Source organism: Aureimonas sp. AU40 (assembly GCF_001463785.1).
In the GTDB taxonomy this organism is placed as follows: domain Bacteria; phylum Pseudomonadota; class Alphaproteobacteria; order Rhizobiales; family Rhizobiaceae; genus Aureimonas.
The window spans coordinates 111,834-130,742 of the sequence record NZ_BBWL01000039.1; the positions used below are offsets into that span (position 1 = coordinate 111,834).

General features: G+C 69.9%; 18 protein-coding genes and 1 riboswitch. Of the genes, 7 read left to right on the forward strand and 11 right to left on the reverse strand.

Going from position 1 to position 18,909, the window contains the following annotated elements:
- Nucleotides 1-110 precede the first annotated feature (110 nt).
- Nucleotides 111-1,232, forward strand: a complete 1,122-nt coding sequence (hrcA, locus tag AUL32_RS13270; RefSeq protein ID WP_061973576.1) for a heat-inducible transcriptional repressor HrcA — start codon at nt 111-113, stop codon at nt 1,230-1,232.
- Between the two features lie 115 nt (nt 1,233-1,347).
- Nucleotides 1,348-2,097, forward strand: a complete 750-nt coding sequence (grpE, locus tag AUL32_RS13275) for a nucleotide exchange factor GrpE (RefSeq protein ID WP_082659645.1) — start codon at nt 1,348-1,350, stop codon at nt 2,095-2,097.
- A gap of 65 nt (nt 2,098-2,162) precedes the next feature.
- Here grpE and AUL32_RS13280 read toward each other — a convergent pair whose 3' ends face one another.
- Nucleotides 2,163-2,771, reverse strand: coding sequence for a LysE/ArgO family amino acid transporter (locus AUL32_RS13280; RefSeq protein ID WP_062115747.1), 609 nt, complete (start codon nt 2,769-2,771; stop codon nt 2,163-2,165).
- A gap of 100 nt (nt 2,772-2,871) precedes the next feature.
- Here AUL32_RS13280 and AUL32_RS13285 point away from each other — a divergent pair, with 100 nt between their 5' ends.
- Nucleotides 2,872-3,777 (forward strand): LysR family transcriptional regulator ArgP, encoded by a 906-nt coding sequence (locus AUL32_RS13285; RefSeq protein ID WP_062115748.1) that lies wholly within the window; start codon nt 2,872-2,874, stop codon nt 3,775-3,777.
- A 3-nt stretch (nt 3,778-3,780) separates the two neighbouring features.
- Here the strand turns inward: AUL32_RS13285 and folD are convergent, their stop codons facing one another.
- Nucleotides 3,781-4,683 carry a bifunctional methylenetetrahydrofolate dehydrogenase/methenyltetrahydrofolate cyclohydrolase FolD gene (gene folD / locus AUL32_RS13290; protein WP_062115751.1) on the reverse strand — a complete coding sequence of 301 codons (903 nt, stop codon included), beginning with the start codon at nt 4,681-4,683 and terminating at the stop codon, nt 3,781-3,783.
- A 200-nt stretch (nt 4,684-4,883) separates the two neighbouring features.
- Here folD and AUL32_RS13295 point away from each other — a divergent pair, with 200 nt between their 5' ends.
- From AUL32_RS13295 to AUL32_RS13300, 3 genes are all read left to right on the forward strand, one after another.
- Complete coding sequence (locus AUL32_RS13295; protein WP_062115754.1) at nt 4,884-5,663, forward strand: 3-hydroxybutyrate dehydrogenase; 780 nt, start codon at nt 4,884-4,886, stop codon at nt 5,661-5,663.
- Between the two features lie 50 nt (nt 5,664-5,713).
- Nucleotides 5,714-5,857 (forward strand): DUF3096 domain-containing protein, encoded by a 144-nt coding sequence (locus AUL32_RS24565; protein ID WP_082639146.1) that lies wholly within the window; start codon nt 5,714-5,716, stop codon nt 5,855-5,857.
- A 109-nt stretch (nt 5,858-5,966) separates the two neighbouring features.
- Nucleotides 5,967-7,262, forward strand: a complete 1,296-nt coding sequence (locus AUL32_RS13300; protein ID WP_062115757.1) for an NAD(P)/FAD-dependent oxidoreductase — start codon at nt 5,967-5,969, stop codon at nt 7,260-7,262.
- Nucleotides 7,263-7,294: 32 nt separating this feature from the next.
- Here the strand turns inward: AUL32_RS13300 and cobO are convergent, their stop codons facing one another.
- The 8 genes from cobO to AUL32_RS13340 all read right to left on the reverse strand — a co-directional run bounded on the left by cobO (nt 7,295) and on the right by AUL32_RS13340 (nt 17,068).
- On the reverse strand, nt 7,295-7,936 hold the full coding sequence (gene cobO / locus AUL32_RS13305; RefSeq protein ID WP_062115760.1) for a cob(I)yrinic acid a,c-diamide adenosyltransferase: 642 nt from the start codon (nt 7,934-7,936) through the stop codon (nt 7,295-7,297).
- On the reverse strand, nt 7,933-11,703 hold the full coding sequence (gene cobN, locus AUL32_RS13310) for a cobaltochelatase subunit CobN (protein WP_062115763.1): 3,771 nt from the start codon (nt 11,701-11,703) through the stop codon (nt 7,933-7,935). The genes cobO and cobN overlap by 4 nt, the downstream gene beginning before the upstream one ends.
- Before the next feature lie 6 nt (nt 11,704-11,709).
- Complete coding sequence (gene cobW / locus AUL32_RS13315) at nt 11,710-12,789, reverse strand: cobalamin biosynthesis protein CobW (RefSeq protein WP_062115766.1); 1,080 nt, start codon at nt 12,787-12,789, stop codon at nt 11,710-11,712.
- A gap of 4 nt (nt 12,790-12,793) precedes the next feature.
- Nucleotides 12,794-13,306: a bifunctional adenosylcobinamide kinase/adenosylcobinamide-phosphate guanylyltransferase gene (cobU, locus tag AUL32_RS13320; RefSeq protein ID WP_062115769.1), complete on the reverse strand. Its 513-nt coding sequence runs from the start codon at nt 13,304-13,306 to the stop codon at nt 12,794-12,796.
- The gene (locus AUL32_RS13325; protein ID WP_082659647.1) at nt 13,303-14,037 is read right to left on the reverse strand and encodes a CbtA family protein; all 735 of its coding nucleotides are present in this window, start codon (nt 14,035-14,037) and stop codon (nt 13,303-13,305) included. Before AUL32_RS13325 ends, cobU begins: the two co-directional genes overlap by 4 nt.
- A 119-nt stretch (nt 14,038-14,156) precedes the next feature.
- Nucleotides 14,157-14,417, reverse strand: coding sequence for a CbtB domain-containing protein (locus AUL32_RS26285; RefSeq protein ID WP_280137584.1), 261 nt, complete (start codon nt 14,415-14,417; stop codon nt 14,157-14,159).
- A riboswitch (cobalamin riboswitch) is annotated at nt 14,375-14,612 on the reverse strand. It overlaps the preceding gene by 43 nt.
- Nucleotides 14,613-14,738: 126 nt before the next feature.
- Nucleotides 14,739-15,116: a response regulator gene (locus tag AUL32_RS13335; RefSeq protein WP_082639148.1), complete on the reverse strand. Its 378-nt coding sequence runs from the start codon at nt 15,114-15,116 to the stop codon at nt 14,739-14,741.
- 161 nt (nt 15,117-15,277) lie between these two features.
- Nucleotides 15,278-17,068, reverse strand: a complete 1,791-nt coding sequence (locus AUL32_RS13340) for a sensor histidine kinase (RefSeq protein WP_192847464.1) — start codon at nt 17,066-17,068, stop codon at nt 15,278-15,280.
- A 222-nt stretch (nt 17,069-17,290) separates the two neighbouring features.
- Between AUL32_RS13340 and AUL32_RS13345 the strand changes: the two genes are divergently transcribed.
- Entirely contained in the window at nt 17,291-18,142 is an 852-nt protein-coding gene (locus tag AUL32_RS13345; RefSeq protein ID WP_061973597.1) for an SDR family NAD(P)-dependent oxidoreductase, read from the forward strand.
- Nucleotides 18,143-18,182: 40 nt separating this feature from the next.
- On the opposite strand, the gene AUL32_RS13350 is transcribed toward AUL32_RS13345, so the two are convergent.
- Nucleotides 18,183-18,770 carry a cytochrome b gene (locus tag AUL32_RS13350; protein WP_062115776.1) on the reverse strand — a complete coding sequence of 196 codons (588 nt, stop codon included), beginning with the start codon at nt 18,768-18,770 and terminating at the stop codon, nt 18,183-18,185.
- Nucleotides 18,771-18,909: the final 139 nt, after the last annotated feature.

Consider the following 18,909-nt stretch of genomic DNA (forward strand, 5'->3'; position numbering starts at 1 on the left):
GCGCTGGAAGAGAAGAGGGTTCGGGAGAGGCGGCGCCCGTGCCGGACACCCCGCGGCTGCCCGATGCCGCCCGCCTTGGCGCAAACCCCTGGCCTCCCTATAAGAGAGGCATGAAGCGCACGTTGCCCCCCTTTGCCGAACTCCTGTCCGGCCAGAGCGCCCTCACGGGCGCGCTCGACGAGCGTTCGCGCGAGATCTTTCGCCTAATCGTGGACTCCTATCTGGAGTCGGGCGAGCCGCTGGGCTCGCGCAACCTGTCGCGCCTCCTGTCCAACTCGCTCTCGCCTGCCTCGATCCGCAACGTCATGTCGGATCTCGAAGCGCTGGGCCTGATCTACGCGCCGCATGTCTCGGCCGGGCGCCTGCCGACGGAGGTCGGCCTGCGCTTCTTCGTGGACGCCTTCCTGGAGGTCGGCGACGTGCCGGAGCGCGAGCGGGCCGAGATCGAGGAGAAGGTGCGCGACCATGGCGAGCGCCGCCCGGTGGACGCCCTGCTGACGGAAGCCTCGCAGCTTCTGTCCGGCCTGTCGCGCGGGGCGGGCATCGTGGTCGCCGCCAAGGCCGATCCGCGCCTCAAGCATATCGAGTTCGTGCGCCTCGACGCGGCGCGCGCGCTGGTGGTGCTGGTGGGCGAGAACGGGGAGGTGGAGAACCGCGTCCTGGCCCTGCCGCCCGGCATCACGGCGGCGCAGCTGGTGGAGGCGGCCAACTTCCTGAACGCCCATGTGGTGGGGCGCACGCTGGGCGAGGCGCGCGGGCGCATCGAGACGCTGAAGGCCGAGACCTCGCGCCAGCTGGACGAGCTGTCGCGCCAGCTGGTCGACGCCGGCCTGGCGGTCTGGGCGGGCGAGGGCGCCGGCCAGCCCTCGCGCCTCATCGTGCGCGGCCGGGCCAATCTTCTGGACAGCGTGTCGGCCGCCGACGATCTCGACCGGCTGCGCCATCTGTTCGACGATCTGGAGTCCAAGACCTCGATCATGGAGCTGATCGATCTGGCCGAGGCGGGCAACGGCGTGCGCATCTTCATCGGCTCGGAAAACAAGCTCTTCTCGCTCTCGGGCTCCTCGCTGGTGATCGCGCCCTATTCCGATTCGCAGGAGCGGGTGATCGGCGCGGTGGGGGTGATCGGCCCGACACGGCTCAACTACCGCCGCATCGTTCCTATGGTGGATTACACCGCGCGGCTGGTGTCGCGCCTTCTGGCGAGCGGGGCGCCGTCGCGCCGGCCTTGATTTCCGGCCCGCCTCATTCGATATGCCGCAGCGACGAACCCTTCGGAGGGCTGGCGCGGCGGCCGCACGGCGGCGCCCGGCCGGCCCGTCCCTTTGACGCGAACAGGAGTGCCCCATGACAGGCGAGAGCGAAAAGCACGTGAACGACCACGCGGACGAGGCCGGCGCGTATTCCGCTGGCGGCGCGGCCTATTTCAAAGGGTCCGGCGTGTCGGGCGCGGCCGCCGGGGCGCAGGAGCCCGGCGCGCATGCCGATGCTGGCGAAGCGGGCGCCGAGCCCTCCGGCTGGGCCGGCGCGGAAGCGCACGAGGCGCTGCAGGGGCGCGTCGCCGAGCTGGAAGCCGAGAACGCCGACGTGAAGGACCGTCTGGTGCGCCTTGCCGCCGACATGGAGAACCTTCGCCGCCGCACCGAGCGCGAAGTGAAGGACGCCCGCCAGTTCGCGGTCGCCAATTTCGCCCGCGACATGCTCGCCGTGTCCGACAATCTCGCCCGCGCGCTGCAGGCGATCCCCGAGGGCGCGCGCGAGGCCGATGCCGGCCTGCAGACGCTGGCCGAGGGCGTGGAACTGACCGGGCGCGCCATGCAGTCCACCCTGGAGCGCCACGGCGTGAAGAAGCTGGAGCCCGAGGGCCAGCGCTTCGACCCCAACTTCCATCAGGCCATGTTCGAGATTCCCAACGCCGAGCTGCCGAACAACACGGTGGTGCAGGTCGTGCAGGAAGGCTACGCCATCGGCGAGCGCGTGCTGCGCCCGGCCATGGTGGGCGTGTCCAAGGGCGGCCCGAAGGTCGCCGTGGGCGCGGACGCCAACGCCGCGCCGGCCAAGCCCGGCGTGCCCGACGAGTCCAGCCAGGACGCCTGAGCCGCCTCGCTCCTCGCGCCATTCCAAAGCCCCGCATCACGCGATGCGGGGCTTTTTTCGTCCGGTCAGGCGCCGAGCAGAAGCTTGGCGGCGATGCCCCACATAACGAGCCCGATCGCCAGTTCCAGCGCGCGCCAGGCGCTGGGGCGCTCGAAGACAGGGCGCAGCCAGCGCGCGCCGTAGCCGAGCGCGAAAAAGAAGCCGAAGGATGCGGTGACGGCGCCCGCTCCGAAGGCGAGCTCGCGGCCGGGAAAGCGCGTCGACAGACTGCCGATCAGAACCACCGTGTCGAGATAGACATGCGGGTTGGCCCAGGTCAGCACGAGGCAGGTCGCGAGCGCCTGCGCCCGGTTGCCCGCTCCCGTGGTCGCCAGTTGCAGCGCGTCGCTGGCGCGAAAGGCGCGGTGGAGGCTTTTGGCGCCGTACCAGACGAGAAAGGCCGCCCCGAGAAGCCGCAGCGCCGGGTCGAGCATGGGCAGAACGGCGGCGACGCGCGCGAAGCTTGAGACACCGAGCGTGATGAGAAGCGCGTCCGACACCGCGCAGGCCAGACACACGGCGAAGACATGCGCCCCCATGATCCCCTGCCTCAGGACGAAGGCGTTCTGCGCGCCGATCGCCAGGATCAGCGTCAGCCCCGTTGTCAGCCCCGTGCCATAGGCCGTCATGTCCATCTGTGCGCCTTCCCGCGTCCGAATGGGGACGAGCTAGCATGACACGGCGATGAAGGGGCGTTAAACCGATTTAGGCTGATGAAGCGGAGCTAATGGCGAGATGCTGGACTATCCCGCGTTGCGCGCGCTGGCGGCGGTGATCCGCACCGGCAGTTTCGAGAAGGCGGCGGGCGTCCTGAACGTCACGCCCTCGGCCGTGTCGCAGCGCGTGCGGCAACTCGAGGAGCGGGTCGGCACGGTTCTGGTGGAGCGTGGCCAGCCCTGCCGCGCGACCGAGAAGGGCGACTGGCTTTGCCGGCACATGGATCAGGTCGGCCTTCTGGAAACCGAGCTCTTCGCGCAGCTGCCGGCCTTGGCAGGAGAGAACGAGGGCGCCTTGCGCCCGACCCTGCCGCTCGCCACCAATGCCGACAGTCTCGGCACCTGGTTTCTTCCGGCGCTTGCCCATTTTGCGCAGGAAAGCGACCCGCTTCTCGACATCGCGGTGGACGATCAGGACCATACGGCGGATTGGCTGCGGCGCGGCCGGGTGCTCGCCGCCGTCACCGCTCTTGCCCAGCCCGTGCAGGGCTGCCGCTCCACGCCGCTCGGGAGCCTGCGCTATGTCGCGACCGCCAGCCCCGCCTTCGTCCGTCGCCATTTCGCGGAAGGCGTGACGCCCGAGGCGCTCGGCCGCGCGCCCGCCCTTACCTTCAACCGCAAGGACCGGCTGCAGAGCGGCTGGATCGCGGCCAATTTCGGCGAGGCGATCACCCATCCCACGCACTGGCTGCCGTCGACGCAGGGTTTCGTGGACGCTTGCCGGCTCGGGCTCGGCTGGGGTCTGAACCCGGTTTCCCTGGTGCGGGATCATTTGGAGGCCGGGCGGCTGGTCGAACTCCTGCCCGGCCGCCCCTACGACACGCCGCTCTTCTGGCAGGTCAGCCGGCTTGCCGCCGAGCGCCTGACCCCTCTCACCCGCGCCGTGGTGGACACCGCGCGGCGCGAGCTGGTTCAGCCGGAGTAACGATCAGAAGCGCGGGCGCGGCTCGCCGGCGGCGCGGCAGGCGCTTGCCAGCGTGTTGGCCATGAGCATGGCGATCGTCATCGGCCCGACGCCGCCGGGAACCGGCGTCAAGGCCGAGGCGACCGTGGCGATTTCCTCGGAGGCGACGTCGCCGACGAGCCGCGTCCGGCCTTCGCCCTTTTCGGGCGCGGGCACGCGGTTGATGCCGACATCGATCACCACCGCGCCGGGCTTCACGCTGTCGGCGCGCAGGAAGTGCGGGCGGCCGATCGCGGCAACCAGGATGTCCGCCTCGCGGCAAAGCGCCGGCAAATCCTTCGTACGCGAATGAGCGACCGTCACCGTGGCGTTGGCGAGCAGCAGAAGCTGCGCCATGGGCTTGCCGACGAGATTGGAGCGCCCGACCACCACGGCGCGCTTGCCCGAGAGATCGTCGCCCAGCACGCTGCGCAGGAGAACCATGCAACCGGCCGGCGTGCAGGGCACGAAGGCCTCGTCGGTCTGGCCGCTGGCGAGGCGCCCGGCGTTCACCAGCGTCAGCCCGTCCACGTCCTTGTCGGGGTCGATGCGCCCGATCACGGCGTCGGCGTCGAGCCCCTTGGGCAGCGGCAGCTGCTGCAGGATGCCGTGAATGGCGGGGTCGGCGTTCAGCCGGTCGATCAAGGCCAGAAGCTCGGCCTGCGGCACGTCGGCGGGCAGGCGATGGGTCACGGAATGGAAACCGCAGGCTTCCGCCGTGCGGCCCTTGTTGGCGACATAGACCTGGCTCGCCGGGTCCTCGCCGACGATGACCACGGCCAGGCCCGGCTGCACGCCGGTCTTGGCGCGCAACGCCTCGCCGCCGGCCTTGGCCGTCTGGAGAACCGCGGCGGCCGTCGCCTTTCCGTCGATCCGTGAAGCCTGCATCGGGGGAAGTCCTTTCGCGCCGACCGTCGTAACTCAAGAGCCCTGTTCGGCCGCAGCCATATAACGGGGACGGGGAGGGGCGAAAGGAAAATGCGCATCCGCGAGGACGCAATGCAGCATGGCGGCGCGCTCGCGGCCTTTTCACGCCGGCGCGCCGGACTATTCTCCTTCCCGCGAGGGGCAGGGAATCGGAGGGCGCCATGCGTCTGGAAGGGCAAGTCGCGGTCATCACGGGGGCGGGGTCGGGCATCGGCCGCGAGATCGCCCGGCGCTATGCGCGCGAGGGCGCGCGCGTCGCGATCGCCGACCTGAAGGGCGAGGCGGCCGAGGAGGCGGCGGCCGAGATCGAGGCGGCCGGCGGCAGCGCCATCGCGCTGACGATGGACGTCACCGACGAGGCCGCCGTGCGGGCGGGGATCGAGCGCGTCGCGCAGCATTGGGGCAGGCTCGACGTGGCGATCGCCAATGCCGGCATCCAGATCGTCCACCCGATCGAGGACTTCCCCTACGAGGAGTTCAAGCGCGTGGTGGACATCCATCTCGGCGGCTCCTTCCTCGTCACCAAGGCCAGCCTGCCGCACATGTACCGCCAGAAATCCGGCTCGATGATCTATATGGGCTCGGTGCATTCGCACGAGCCCTCGGCGCTCAAAAGCGCCTATGTCGCCGCCAAACACGGCATTCTCGGCCTCGCCCGCGTCGCGGCCAAGGAAGGCGGGCCGCATGGCGTGCGCGCCAATGTCATCTGCCCCGGCTTCGTGCGCACGCCGTTGGTGGAGAAGCAGATCCCCGAACAGGCGCGCTCGCTCGGCATTCCCGAGGAGGAGGTGGTGAGCCGCATCATGCTCGGGCGCACCGTGGACGGCGAGTTCACCACGGTCGAGGACGTGGCGGAGGTCGCGATCTTCCTCGCCGGCTTCGGCTCCAAGGCGCTCACCGGCCAGTCCATCACCGTCAGCCATGGCTGGTACATGGGCTGACCCCATCTCTCTGCCCGCCCGCAAGACCCACAAACACGGACAAGCCTTCCATGCAGATCATCACCGTTCAGCCCATCGTCGCCTTGATCGCCGGCGTCCTTATCCTCCTGATGCCCCGGCTCCTGAACTACATCGTCGCCTTTTATCTCATCATCGTCGGGCTGACCGGGCTGCTCGGCACGGGCGGCTTCTGACGCCGCGAGGCCGGCGGCTTCCGCCGGCTCTTTTCGCTTGAGCGACGGCGCGGATGCGCGCGACATGGGCGGCGGGTCGGCCGCGAGGCGAGACGAGGGGACGAGAACCATGGCAGGCGGCACCGGGCGAGCGCGCATCGTCATTTTGGGCGGAGGCTCGGGCGGGTTGGAACTCGCCTCCCAACTCGCTCACCACGGCAAGCTCGACGTGACGCTGGTGGACCGGGAGCTCGCCCATCTCTGGAAGCCCCGGCTGCACGAGTTCGCCGCCGGCACCGTGTCCTCCTCGCTCGCCGAAATGTCCTTCTACATGCTCGGCCAGATGCGCGGCTTCCGCTTCGAGCAGGGCAGCGTCGGCGCGCTCGACCATGACCGGCGCGAGGTGGTGCTGGCCCCCATTCCCGGCGAGGACGGCACCATTGCGGCGCGCGAGCGGCGCGTGGCTTACGACATCTGCGTCGTGGCGCTGGGCGGCGTCGTGCCCGATTTCGGCACGTCCGGCGTTCGGGAATATGCCGTGCGGCTCGACACCAAGGCCGATGCCGACCGCTTCCGCGACCGGTTCATCGCCACCATGATCGAGGCGCGCGAATCGGGCGAGCCGGCCGAGGTGATGATCGTCGGCTCGGGTGCGACGGGCACGGAGCTTGCCGCGCATCTGCGCCGCTCCGAGCGCGGCTTCTTCGACCAGACCAAGGCCGAGCGCCGCCGCAAGCTGCTTGGCATCACCATTCTGGAGGCCGCGCCCGAGATCATGCCCGGCGCCGAGCCGGAGCTGCGCCGGCAGCTCACCGAGCGGCTGCGCCATCTCGACATCAAGACCGTGACCGACGTGAACGTCTCGCGCATCGATCTCGACGCCGTTTATTCCAAGAGCGGCGAGCGCTGGCCCTGCGACCTCGCGGTCTGGGCCGCCGGGCTCGTCGGCAATCCGCTGCTCAAGGATCTCGGCCGCTTCGAGATGGACAAGCGCGGGCGCATCGTTGTGGACGCGACGCTGCGCAGCACGGTGGACGAGCATGTCTACGTCATGGGCGACGCGGCGAGCCTGACGCCGCCCGGCGCGAAGCAGCCCCTGCCGCCGACCGCCCAGGCCGCCAGCCAGCAGGCCGACTATCTCACCGAGACCCTGCCGATCCTCGCCAAGGGCGATCCGGTCGAGCCCTTCCACTATTCCGACAAGGGCCGGCTGATCTCGCTCGGCCGCGCCGGGGCGGTGGGCATGATCGGCTTCGGCGCCAAGGACGATTTCCTCATCCACGGCCATTTCGCCACCGCCGCCTACAACGCCCTGCAGCGCAAGCACCAGTGGCGTGTGCTCGGCCATGTCAGAGGCACGGTCGCCATCGCCGCCGACATGATCTCCCCGACCAAGGGCCCGGCGCTCAAGCTGCACGGCGACTGAGCCGCCCGGGCCGGGGAAGGGGAAGCGAGGCGTCAGAACTCGATGCCGCGCTGCGCCTTGATGCCGGAGCGGAACGGGTGCTTCACCATCTCCATCTCGGTGACCAGATCGGCGAACTCGATCAGCTCTTCGCGCGCGTTGCGGCCGGTGACGACGACATGCTTCATCTCCGGCTTGTGGTCGCGCAGAAAGTCCACGATCTCCTCGACCGGGAGATAGTCGTAGCGCAGGACGATGTTCAGCTCGTCCAGGATCACCATGTCGTGCTCCTCGTCGGCGATCATCGCCTTGGCCCGCTCCCAGGCGGCGCGGGCGGCGGCAATGTCGCGCTGGCGGTCCTGCGTTTCCCAGGTGAAGCCGTCGCCCATGGCGGTGATCGTCACCTCGCCCTCGAAGCGCTCCAGCGCGCGCCGCTCCCCCGTTTCCCACTTGCCCTTCACGAACTGCACGATCCCGACCTTCATGCCGTTGCCGAGCGCGCGGAAAACGAGGCCGAAGGCGGCGGTGGACTTGCCCTTGCCCTTGCCGGTGTGAACGATGACGAGGCCCTTTTCCTGCGTCTTGGTGGCGAGAATCTTGTCGCGCGCGGCCTTCTTCTTGCGCATCTTCTCGGCGTGGCGGGCGTCGAGTTCCTCTTCGCTCATGGCGGCGACAAGGGGGGATTTCTCACTCATGGCAACGCTTCCTCCGCCTCAAGGGCGCTGGGTTCGAGGGCACCGGATTCGAGTGCATCGGGTTCGAGGGCGAATCTGACGGAGTTGGAGCGCGGATGCCAGAGCCCGCGCCTGATGGCCTCGGCAAAGCGCCCGCGCATTTCGGCCAGCGCCGCCGGGTTGTTTCGGGCCAGGAAGTCCAAGACCTCGCCATCCTCCAGAAAGGCGGCGTGGACGAGGTCGAAATGCCGGTCGGCCACGGCATGGGTGGTGGCGGCGAAGGCGAAGAGATAGTCCACCGTCGCCGTCATCTCGAAGGCGCCCTTGTAGCCGTGGCGCATGACGCCGGCGATCCATTTCGGGTTCACCACGCGGGCGCGCACGACGCGGGCGATCTCCTCGTCCAGCCGGCGCACCACGGGGCGCTCGGGGCGCGAATGGTCGTTGTGGTAGCCGATCGGGGCGCGGCCCGAGAGCGTTTCCACCGCCGCCGACATGCCGCCTTCGAACTGGTAGTAGTCGTCGGAATCCAGAAGATCGTGCTCGCGATTGTCCTGGTTCTGCACCACGGCCTCGACGCCCGTGAGCCGCCGCTCCAGGCTTTCGCGCGCCGGAAGGCCTTCGGCCTCCGCGCCGTAGGCATAGGCGCCCCAATGGAGATAGGCGTCGGCAAGATCCGCCCGGCTGGTCCAGCCGCCCTCGTCGATCAACGCCTGCAACCCCGCGCCATAGGCGCCGGGCTTGGAGCCGAAGACGCGGTGGCCGGCAAGTTGGCGCGCCTCGGTGGGCCCGAGGCCGCGCGCCTCGGCCTCAGTCGCCTCGCGCCGCATCCGCTCGGCGATCGGGTTCTCGGCCGGTTCCTCGTCCAGGGCGCCGATCGCCCGCGCGGCGCGGTCCACGAGCGCGATCTGGTCGGGAAAGGCGTCGCGGAAGAAGCCGGAAATGCGCAGCGTCACGTCCACCCGCGGTCGCCCGAGCCGGGCGAGCGGCACGATTTCGAAGCCGGTGACGCGGCCCGACGCGCGGTCCCATGTCGGCTTGGCGCCCATCAGGGCCAGCGCTTGGGCGATGTCGTCGCCGCCCGTGCGCATGTTCGCCGTGCCCCAGGCGGTGAGGCCGACCGAACTCAGCCATTCGCCGTGGTCCTGGAAATGACGCTCCACCAGCCGCTCGGCCGACAGGCGGCCGAGGCGCCAGGCCGCTTCCGTCGGCACGGCGCGCGTGTCGACGGAGAAGAAGTTTCGCCCCGTCGGCAGCGTGTCGGGCCGCCCGCGCGTCGGCGCGCCGGAAGGGCCGGGGGCGACGAAACAACCCTCCAGACCGCGCAACAGCCCCGCGATCTCCGCCGCGCCGCAGGCGGTGACGCTTGGCATCAGCCGTGTTTCGATCTCGGCCAGCACGGCCGCCGTGCGGCTCCAGCCCGGCTCGGCCGCGTCCTCGCCCGAGACGAGCCGGGCGGCCAGGAGTTCGATCCGCTCTACCGTGTCGCCCATCGTGCGCCAGGGGTCTGTGGACAGGCTGTGAAGAACCTTTGGGCGAGGGCCAGCCCAGCTTGTGGAAAAGTCGCAGTCCAGCGGATCGAAGCCGAGCGCGAGATCGTCCGCCAGCGCCCGGTGCAGCGAGGCGTCCGGGCCTTCCGTGCCGCGCGGCAGGCGGGCGAGCGCCACCGTGAGGTCTGTAAGCAGCCGTCCCTCGGGCGCGACGCCGAAGACATGCAGCCCGTCGCGGATCTGAAGTTCCTTGAGATCGCAGAGCCAGGCGTCGAGCTTGCCGAGCGCTTCGTCGCCGGCCTCGCCGGGCGCGAGCCCCGCGTCGGCGCCGAGACCGCTCGCCTCCACAAGCGCCAGAATGTCCTTGCGCAGGAGCGCGGCGCGTCTCGCGTCGCCCTGGTTCGCCTCGTAATATTCGTCCACCAGCTTTTCCAGATCGCGCGCCGGGCCGTGGCTTTCGGCGCGTGTCAGCGGCGGGGTCAGGTGGTCGATGATGACGGCCGAGGTCCGACGCTTGGCCTGCGTGCCCTCGCCGGGATCGTTGACGATGAAGGGGTAGAGATGCGGCAGGGGGCCAAGGATCGCCTCGGGCCAGCAGCGCTCCGAAAGCGCCAGCGCCTTGCCCGGCAGCCATTCCAGATTGCCGTGCTTGCCCATGTGGATGAGCGCATCGGCGCCGAACTGCTCGCGCAAGAAGGCGTAGAAGGCGAGATAGCCATGCGGCGGCACGAGGTCCGGCGCGTGATAGGTTTCCTTCGGGTCGATATTGTAGCCGCGCGCCGGCTGGATGCCGACCATGACTTGACCGAACCGGGCGAGCGGCAGGCAGAAGCCGCGCTCTGGATCGAAGAACGGGTCGGCCTCCGGCGCGCCCCAGCGCTCCACCATCGCAGCCTGCAATTCGGGAGGTAAGCCGGCAAAAGCGCTGAGATAGGCGTCGAGCGACAGGGTCTCGCGCACGAGGCGCCCGGCGCGCTCGCCCGAATTGGTCGGCCCGGCCTGGAGATGTTCCACCAGCGCATTGCCGCTTTGGGGAAAGTCCGACAGCCCATAGCCGGCGTCGCGCAGCGCCTCCAGAACGCGCACCGTACCGGCCGGCGTGTCGAGCCCGACGCCATTGCCGATGCGCCCGTCCCGGTTGGGATAATTGGCGAGCACGATCGCGACGCGCCGCTCCTTGGGGGCCAGCGTGCGCAGCCGGGCCCAGCGGCGGGCCAGCTCCGCCACGAAGCGGAGCCGATCGGGCTCCGGCCGGTGCGACACGAGATCGATCTCGGTCAGGGCGTCCCATTCCGCCGCGCTCTTGAAGGCGATGGCGCGGCTGAGAACGCGCCCGTCCACCTCCGGCAGGGCGACGCTCATGGCGAGGTCCCGCGCGGAGAGGCCTTGGCTCGAGCGCTCCCAGGCCTCGCGCGCGCCGCTCGCCAGCACCGCCTGCAACACCACGGCGCCGGTCTCGTCCAGCACCGTGCCCTTGTGCGCGGCGCCCGGCGTGGAAACGGCAAAGCCCGTGAGATTGACGACGACGCCAGGGGGATGGCGCGCGAAGATCGCACGCAGCGTCTCGACGCTGACGGGGTCCTTCAAGCTGCTGACGAAGAGCGGCAGGGGCGCCAGCCCTTGGGTCTCCAGCGCGTCGCACAGGGCCTCGACCGCCTCCGTCTGTCCGCTCTGCACGAGCGCGCGATAGAAGACGACGGGCACGACCTGGCGAGGATCGCCTTCGCTTAAGGTCTCGCCACGCGCAAGCAGCCCCGCCTTGAGGATCGGGCGCGGTTCGCCCGCCGGCCCCTCGCCCGTCAGCGGCTCGCCCTTCAGCAGCGCGCGGCAGCTTTCCAGAAACCCGTCCGCATTCGCAGCTCCCCCTTCGCAAAGGAAGCACCAGAGGCGGTCGCGCGTCTCGGGAGCGAGCGTGGAAAACCGGTCGAGACCGGGGTCGGGCTTCTCGTCGCCGGGCAGGATGGCCAAGTCGAACCCGCCCGCCCGCGCCGCCGCCAGCAGCGCCTCGCATCCATGCGGCCAGTAGCGCTCGCCGCCCAGCAGCCGCACCACGACCAGCCGCGCCCGCGCGCTCATGCGGGCGAGATAGGTGTCGACCGACATCGGGTGCGAGAGGCGCAGGAGATTGGCGAGGCGCAGCTCGGCCGAGCCGAGACCCAGCCGGCGCGCCGCGCCGGCCAGTGCCGCCAGCTCGGTGTCGGCGGCCGAGAGAAACAGGATCTCGCCCGGGCTCTGCCCGAGATCCACCGCCTCCGCGCCGTCCGCGATCGTTCCGCGCTGGGCGGCGAGGAGATGCAAGGCCGCTTACTCCGCCGCCGCCTGGGCTTCAGTGGAGGCGAGCGCGGCGATGGCGGCGCGGATCGCCCCCTCGTTTTCCTCGATCGCGTCGTGCAGGCCGATCACCACGAGACGGGTCGCGCGCGCTTCGCCGGGCGCGAAGGGCCGATCGTAATAGGCCTCGACGCGCCCGCCGACGGCCTGCACGAGAAGCCGCGCCGCCTTGCCTTCGACGGCCGCGAAGCCCTTGAGGCGCAGGATGTCGTGCGCGGCGATCAGACCCTTCAGCCCGTCAACGAACCGGTCGGGCGAAGCGAGCGGGCCAGTCTCCACCACGAGGCTCTCGAAATCGTCGTGGTCATGCGCCACGCCGCCCTCGTGCTCGATCTCGTGATGCGAGCGGCGCTCGTGGATATGGTCCTCCGTACCGCTGGCAAGGCCCAGAAGCACGTCGGCCGGTAGCTTGCCCTGGCTTGCCGTCACGAGGGCGAGCTTGCGCCCGGCGACAAGTGTCACCTCCTCGCGCACGCGCGCCAGTTCCTCGTCCGAGACGAGATCGGCCTTGGACAGGACGAGAAGGTCGGCGGCCCGGATCTGGTCCTCGAACAGCTCTTCCAGCGGGTTGTCGTGGTCGAGGCTCTCGTCGGCCTCGCGCTGCGCCTGAACCTTCGCTTCGTCATCGGCGAAGCGCCCGGCCGCAACCGCCGCCGCATCGATCACGGTGACGACGCCGTCCACGGTGACGCGGGCCTTCACCTCGGGCCAGTTGAAGGCGGCCACCAGCGGCTGCGGCAGCGCGAGGCCGGAGGTCTCGATCACGATATGGTCGAGCCGGTCCGCGTGCTCCAGCAGCTTTTCCATGGTGGGGATGAAGTCGTCGGCGACCGTGCAGCAGATGCAGCCATTGGTGAGTTCGACCACATCCTCCTCGCGGCAGGTCTCCACGCCGCAACCTTTCAGGATGTCACCGTCGACGCCGAGATCGCCGAACTCGTTGATGACGAGGGCGATGCGCCGGCCCTCGGCATTCTGCAGGAGGTTGCGGATCAGCGTGGTCTTGCCGGCGCCGAGAAAGCCGGTGACGACGGTGGCGGGAATCTTGCGCATGGGATCAGCCTTTGAGAGGGAGGGGCAGGCCGGCGGCGACGAAGGTGACGCGGTCTGCCAGCGCTGCGATCTGTTGGTGAAGACGCCCGGCCTCGTCGCGAAAGCGCCGGGCGAGCTTGTTTTCGGGGACGATGGATAGGCCGACCTCGTTGGAAACGAGCACCACGAAACCGGGCAGGGGGCCGCGCAGCGTCTCGCACAGGCGCGCCGCCTCGGCCGGAATGTCGGCCTCGCCGAGGAGGAGATTGCTGAGCCAGAGCGTCAGGCAGTCCACCAGGAGGGCGCGGCCCTCGCCTGCCTCGCGCCGCAGCGCGCCGGCGAGATCCAGCGGCTCCTCCACCGTCAGCCAGGGCGCGGGGCGGCGCGCTTGGTGATGGGCGATGCGCTCCTCCATCTCGGTATCGAAGGCCTGGCCCGTCGCGAGATAGACGGGCTGGAGGCCGGAGGCCATGACGAGGGTTTCGGCATGGTGGCTCTTGCCCGAGCGCGCGCCGCCGAGAACGAAGTGAACGCTCACGCCGAGAGGGCCGCGGCCCGGCGCTCGTTTCGCACCAGCCGATCGCTGGCGAGCCCGGCGCCGAGCCCGATCAGCACCCAGAACAGGGCCGAGACGGCGAGCGAGGCGACGGCGAACTCGGCCGCCAGCGTCGGCGGAATGGGGCTGGCCAGATCGGCGGGATGGGGCGCGGCGAAGAGATGCGGCGCGACGAGAAGCGCGAGGCCCGCGAGCCGGGCGGCGGTGGAGCCGCGCAGAACGACCAGCCAGAGCCCGGCCACGGATGCGCCGACGGTGGCGAGCCACCAGAGCTGGCGCGCGGCCAGATCGGCGGCCGGCATGGCGGGAAGCTCCGGCGGCAAGCCGAGCGCGGGCGCGAGCGTCACGGCGCCGAAGCCGGCCAAGCCCCAGAGCGCGCCGTTGCGAAAGGTGATCGGCCGGTTGGCGGCAAGGCTTGCGGCGGCGAGCAAGAGCGCGAAGCCGCAGCCGAGCACGAGATTGGCCAGGATCGAGCCGCCGGTACGGCTTTCCACCAGCGTCGTCGTCTCGCCGCCCTCGTGGCCGGAATGGGCGAGCGCGGGGGAGACGAGGGCTAGGCTGGCGGCATGGTCGTGGCCGGCGGGCGCGCCGCCTTCCTCGTAGACTTCCGCCGCGAGGATCAAGGGAACGAGCTTGGCCTGCTGAACGGGCGTGACGAGCAAGCCGGCGAAAAGGCCGGCGAAGATCGCGGCCGAAAGGGTGCGGGTGAGCATGGGCGAAATCCTGCGCGCGGACGGCGCCTCGCTGGCGAGCGAGCGCGCGTCCGAAAAGACGAGACGAATCCGGGTTCAGCGTCGGCCGGCGAGACGCGGTGCGACGGAGCGGGGAGGCGTCAGTGGCAGGGAAGGCCCATGGCGTGGCGGGCGTCGTGCGCGGTGTCGTGCAGCGCGTCGGCGCTGGCAAAGCCCGCGCCCCAGACAAGGAATGCGCCGAGCGACAGGGCGAAAGCGGCGACGAGGAGGCGCGTCTGCGCCGGTGCGTCGGTGTGGGGAACGGCCGGTGCGGCGGTTCGGATCATGGCATCAACCTCCGTGACGGCGGCCGACATGGCCGCCTTCGCAAGGGATGGCAGGTCTCCTGGCTCGCGGGTCACGGGTCCTCTCCTGCCTTCCCGGGTCGCAAGGCCCAGTGGCGTTTCCGGCGGAAAGACCGCCGGTGGAGAAACCTCGCCGCTCTACAGTCGCGGGGTCGGCTGCGATCCGGGCCCTTGGTTTAAGTCGGCCCTTCGCATTCCCTCTTAGCCCGCGCACGCATGTCGCGCCGCGGGACCATCCAGCGCGGGAGGATAACCCCCCTGGGCCTCAAGTCAAACGATTCAGGGGGATCGCCGGCGAAGGGCAGCGGGCAGTCGGTCATCTCGTCAAGCTGCGGATGCGCCGTCCGGCTCATGCCAGCCAGGCGGCGCATTCGCCTGTCAGCCGGTCGGCATCGCCTTTTCCAAGGCGCTGAGGATCAGGGCCGAACTGACAGGCTTGGGCAGGAAGCGCGCCTGCCGGGGCAGGTCGCTCGCGTCCGGCTGAACCCGGCCGGAGCAGACCACGATCGACACCTGCGGCCAGCGCGCGGCGACCTGGCGCGCCAGATCGATCCCGTCGATCGGGCCGGGCATCTCGATGTCTGTGTAGAGCAGTTCGATGGTTTCGGTGTCCGCCAGATGGCGGAGAGCCTGGGTCGTGTTGGCGGCTTCCAGCACGGTGAAGCCGGCGTCCTCCAGGAGGTCGACGGCCTCCATGCGCAGGAGGGGTTCATCCTCGGCGACGAGGGCAACGGCATGTTTTGCTGGCGTGCTCATGTCCGATAAAGGCGCGAACACCGGAAAGGTTTCCAGTCTACGAACCCAGCCAACGACTTGCTTCGAATCGCCATTTTTCTGTGTCGGTCCGCATTGGTCCGCCGGTTCGAATCAGCCTCCGAAATCAGCGACGGCAAGGCTGGAATGCCCGCGAGACGCCTTCAGACCTGCGGGCTGCGAATGGCCGCGAGCGGCGCCTCGATCCGGCATTGGAGGCCCGTGGGCTCGAAACTGTGCTCGACGCTGCCGCCGACCGAGCCGGGCAGGCCGCGCTCGATCAGCCGCGAACCGAAGCCCCGGCGGCTCGGCGCCAGGACGGGCGGCCCGCCGCGCTCCCGCCAAACGAGGCGGAACACCGGCGCGCCGTCCAGAACACCCGTGCTCCAGGACAGATCCACCCCGCCTTCGGGCACGGACAGGGCGCCGTATTTCACGGCGTTGGTGGCGAGTTCGTGTAGGATCAGCGCAAGCGACAGCGCCGCGTCCGAGCCGATCTCGATGGCTGGGCCGCCGAGGCGGATGCGGTTCTGCCCGTCGTCGTGAAGCGCCAGCGTGTCGCCCACCACGGTGCGGATGTCGGCCGTGTCCTGGCTGCGGCCCAGAAGCAGGTCGTGCGCGCGACTGAGCGCGGCGAGCCGGTTGCCCAGCGTTTCGCGCGCGGTCAGCATGTCGGGCGCGTTGCGCAGCGTTTGCGACGCGATCGCCTGCACCATGGCGAGCGTGTTCTTCAGCCGATGGCTCAGCTCGTGGTTGAGCATCCGCTCGCGCTCTTCGGCGCGGCTGCGCCCGATCTCGGCATGGGCGCGGTCGCCCACCGCCCGCACGAAGCGAAGATCGGCCTCGGAAAACTGGTGCGGCTGGTCGTAGTGGACGAAGATCACCGCCGAGAACTGTCCGTGCTCGATGATCGGCACGTTGAGAAGGACGCGGATGCCGATCGTCTCCAGCGAGGCGCGGTGGAGCGCCGTGCGCGGATCGGCCGACACGTCCTCGATGATCACCGTCTCGCCGCGCTTCAGGTCGTCGATGAAGGAGCCGTAGTCGCGGAAATGATGCAGACCGGCGATGCTGGCCGTGCCCGGCAGGCGCCAGTCGGGCTGCATGATCACCGTTTCCTGGACCGGGTCCACCACGCCGAAGCCGGCGCGGCTCGCGCGAAGCTGGCTCGCCATGGCCTCGGCGGCCGCGAAGGCGATCTCGCCGACATCGTGAAGCTCGCGCAGCCGCTCGCCGAGATCCACCAGAGCCGCCTTGCGCGCCTCGCCCTCGCGATAGGCCGTGGTGTCGATCGCCACGCCCGGAAAGCGCAAGGGGCGGCCGGTCGCGTCGTTGAAGGCGCGACCGCGCGCGTGGACCCAGGTCACGTTGCCCGAACTCTTGCTGAGCAGGCGATAGTCCTCGCTGAAATCGCTGCCCTTCGACACCGCCGTCGCGATCGCCTCCGACACGCGCGGCCGATCCTCGGGGTGGATGCCCTCCACGAACAGCTGGATCGGCACCCCGGCTTCGGCCTCCTCGGCGTCGACGCCGAACATTCCCGCGAAATAGGGGCCGGCATAGACCCGGTCGGCCGCAAGGTCCCAATCCCACCAGCCGAGCGAGCCCGACGCCTCGAAGGCCAGCGCCAAGCGCTCCTCCGACATGAGGCGCGCCGCCTCGCTGCGGCGAAGCCGGGAGGCGAGATCGCCCGCCTCCGCCGGCTCGCGCTCGGCTCCGCCGCTCAAGGCGGAGCGCGGCTCGGGCGCGTCGTGGCCTTCGCGCGCCAGCCGGCGCGCGGCCCTCAGATAGCTCGCGGCCTCCGCCCGCATCTCGGCGATTTCGCGCATCTGGTCGTTCTGGCTCTCTCCATCTGGCAGCAGCGGGGCGAGCGGCACGGAGGCGATCAGACCTTGCAGGCGCTCGATTTCGGCCAGGAGCTCGTGCCGAGACGCGGAATGAAGGTCGAGAATCACGAAGGGCGGCAATCCGAAAAGGCGCGAAGCAAAGGGCTGTATGGGTGACATAGGGTGGCGTCCGCGCTCCGGGGCGTCAATCCATCGCACGCGACTTTGAGCGTAGGTGACGAGCCTTCTCGGCCCGTCCCGTCAAAATGTCGCGGCGTCTTTGCCGCTTTCGCCTTGGGGCGTGGGGCTGCTATCTCCCTTTTCGACGCTTCGAACCGCCGGGAGACCCCCATGCACCACCCCGCCATCGCACCCCTCCACACCGCCGTCGTGATCGGCGGCGCGACGGGCATCGGCTTTGCCGCCGCCAAGCGCTTCGTCGCCATGGGGCTCAAGGTCGCCGTGGTCGATCGGCGCATGGACGAACTGGTCCGCGCTCACGAGGCCTTGAGCGAGCTGGCGGGCGGCGAGGAAGGGCGCGTTCTCGCCGCGGCCTGCGACGTCAGCGACCGGGCCGGCCTCGCCAAGACCGCTCAGCATGTGGCGGACACGCTCGGCCCCGTTCATGTCCTCATGAACAATGCCGGCATCCAGCCGGGCTCCTCGATCTTCGGGGATCAGGACGCGTGGGACGCGGTGTTGTCGATCAATCTGGGCGGCGTCATCAACGGCACGCGCATTTTCGGCCCCGGCATGCTGGCGCACGGCCAGCCCGGCCTCATCATCAACACCGGCTCCAAGCAGGGCATCACCACGCCGCCGGGCGACCCCGCCTACAACGTGTCCAAGGCCGGGGTGAAGGTTCTGACTGAGGCGCTCCAGCACGAGCTGCGGAACCGGCCGGACAACCGCGTCGAGGCCGCGCTGCTGATCCCCGGCTTCGTCTGGACCGATCTGACCCGCCGCGACCGGACCGAGAAGCCCGCCGGCGCCTGGACGCCGGAAGAGACCGTGGACTTCATGCTGGAGCGGCTGGAGGCCGGCGACTTCTACATTCTCTGCCCCGACAACGAGACCACGCGCGAGACCGACGAGAAGCGCATCCGCTGGGCCGCCGCCGACGTCGCCGACAACCGCCCGCCGCTGTCGCGCTGGGAGCCGACCTGGGCGCCGCGCTTCAAGGCCTATCTCGAAGGCGAGTGAGGGGCGCGGACGCGCTTCCCCATAGGCGAGGCACCCCGCTTTACCCCCGCGCGGCGAGGCGGCGCGCGGCGGGACCGCGCGTCATGGAGCCGAGCGTCCCGTCGCGCCGCACGAAGCCGTGCCAGAGCGCCATGGCGATGTGGCCGGCGATGAGGGCGAAGAGGGTCCAGCCGAGAAACTCGTGGACTTCGCCGGCGAAGGAGCCGAGAGCGGCGTTGGGACCCGGTGTCACCGGCGCGAAGACCTGGTGGCCGTAGATCGTGAGGTCGCGGCCCTTGCCGAAGGCGCGCAGAATGCCGAGAGCGGGAACGAGGATCAAAAGCCCGTAGAGCGCGATATGGCCGAGCGCGGCGGCTTTGCGCAGGAGGGCCGGCCCCTCCGTCGCGGGGCGGCGGCGCAGGTTGGCCAGCCCCCAGGCCCCGCGCAGAATGGCCAGCCACGCGATGGTGAAGCCGGTCCCGACATGCGTGCTCCAGAAGAAGGCGTCGAGCGGCGAATGCTCGGCGACGGCCCGCACCACCGCCGACAGAAGCTGCCAGACGAGAAGCAGCGCCATGCCCCAATGGAGCATGCGGCTGACCCGGCCGTAGCCCTCTGGATCGTCCACCCAAGGCGAATGCGTCGGCATCGGATTGTCCCTTGAATCCATTCTTTGGAACGCTTCTAAAAACCTCGGCCGGGAAGTCGAGTGAATTTCCCGTCTGGATTCGGCAATGTTCCGGCAATCTGGAGGCCGCCCGATCCGGCGGGCGTGAGCCGGGGCGGAT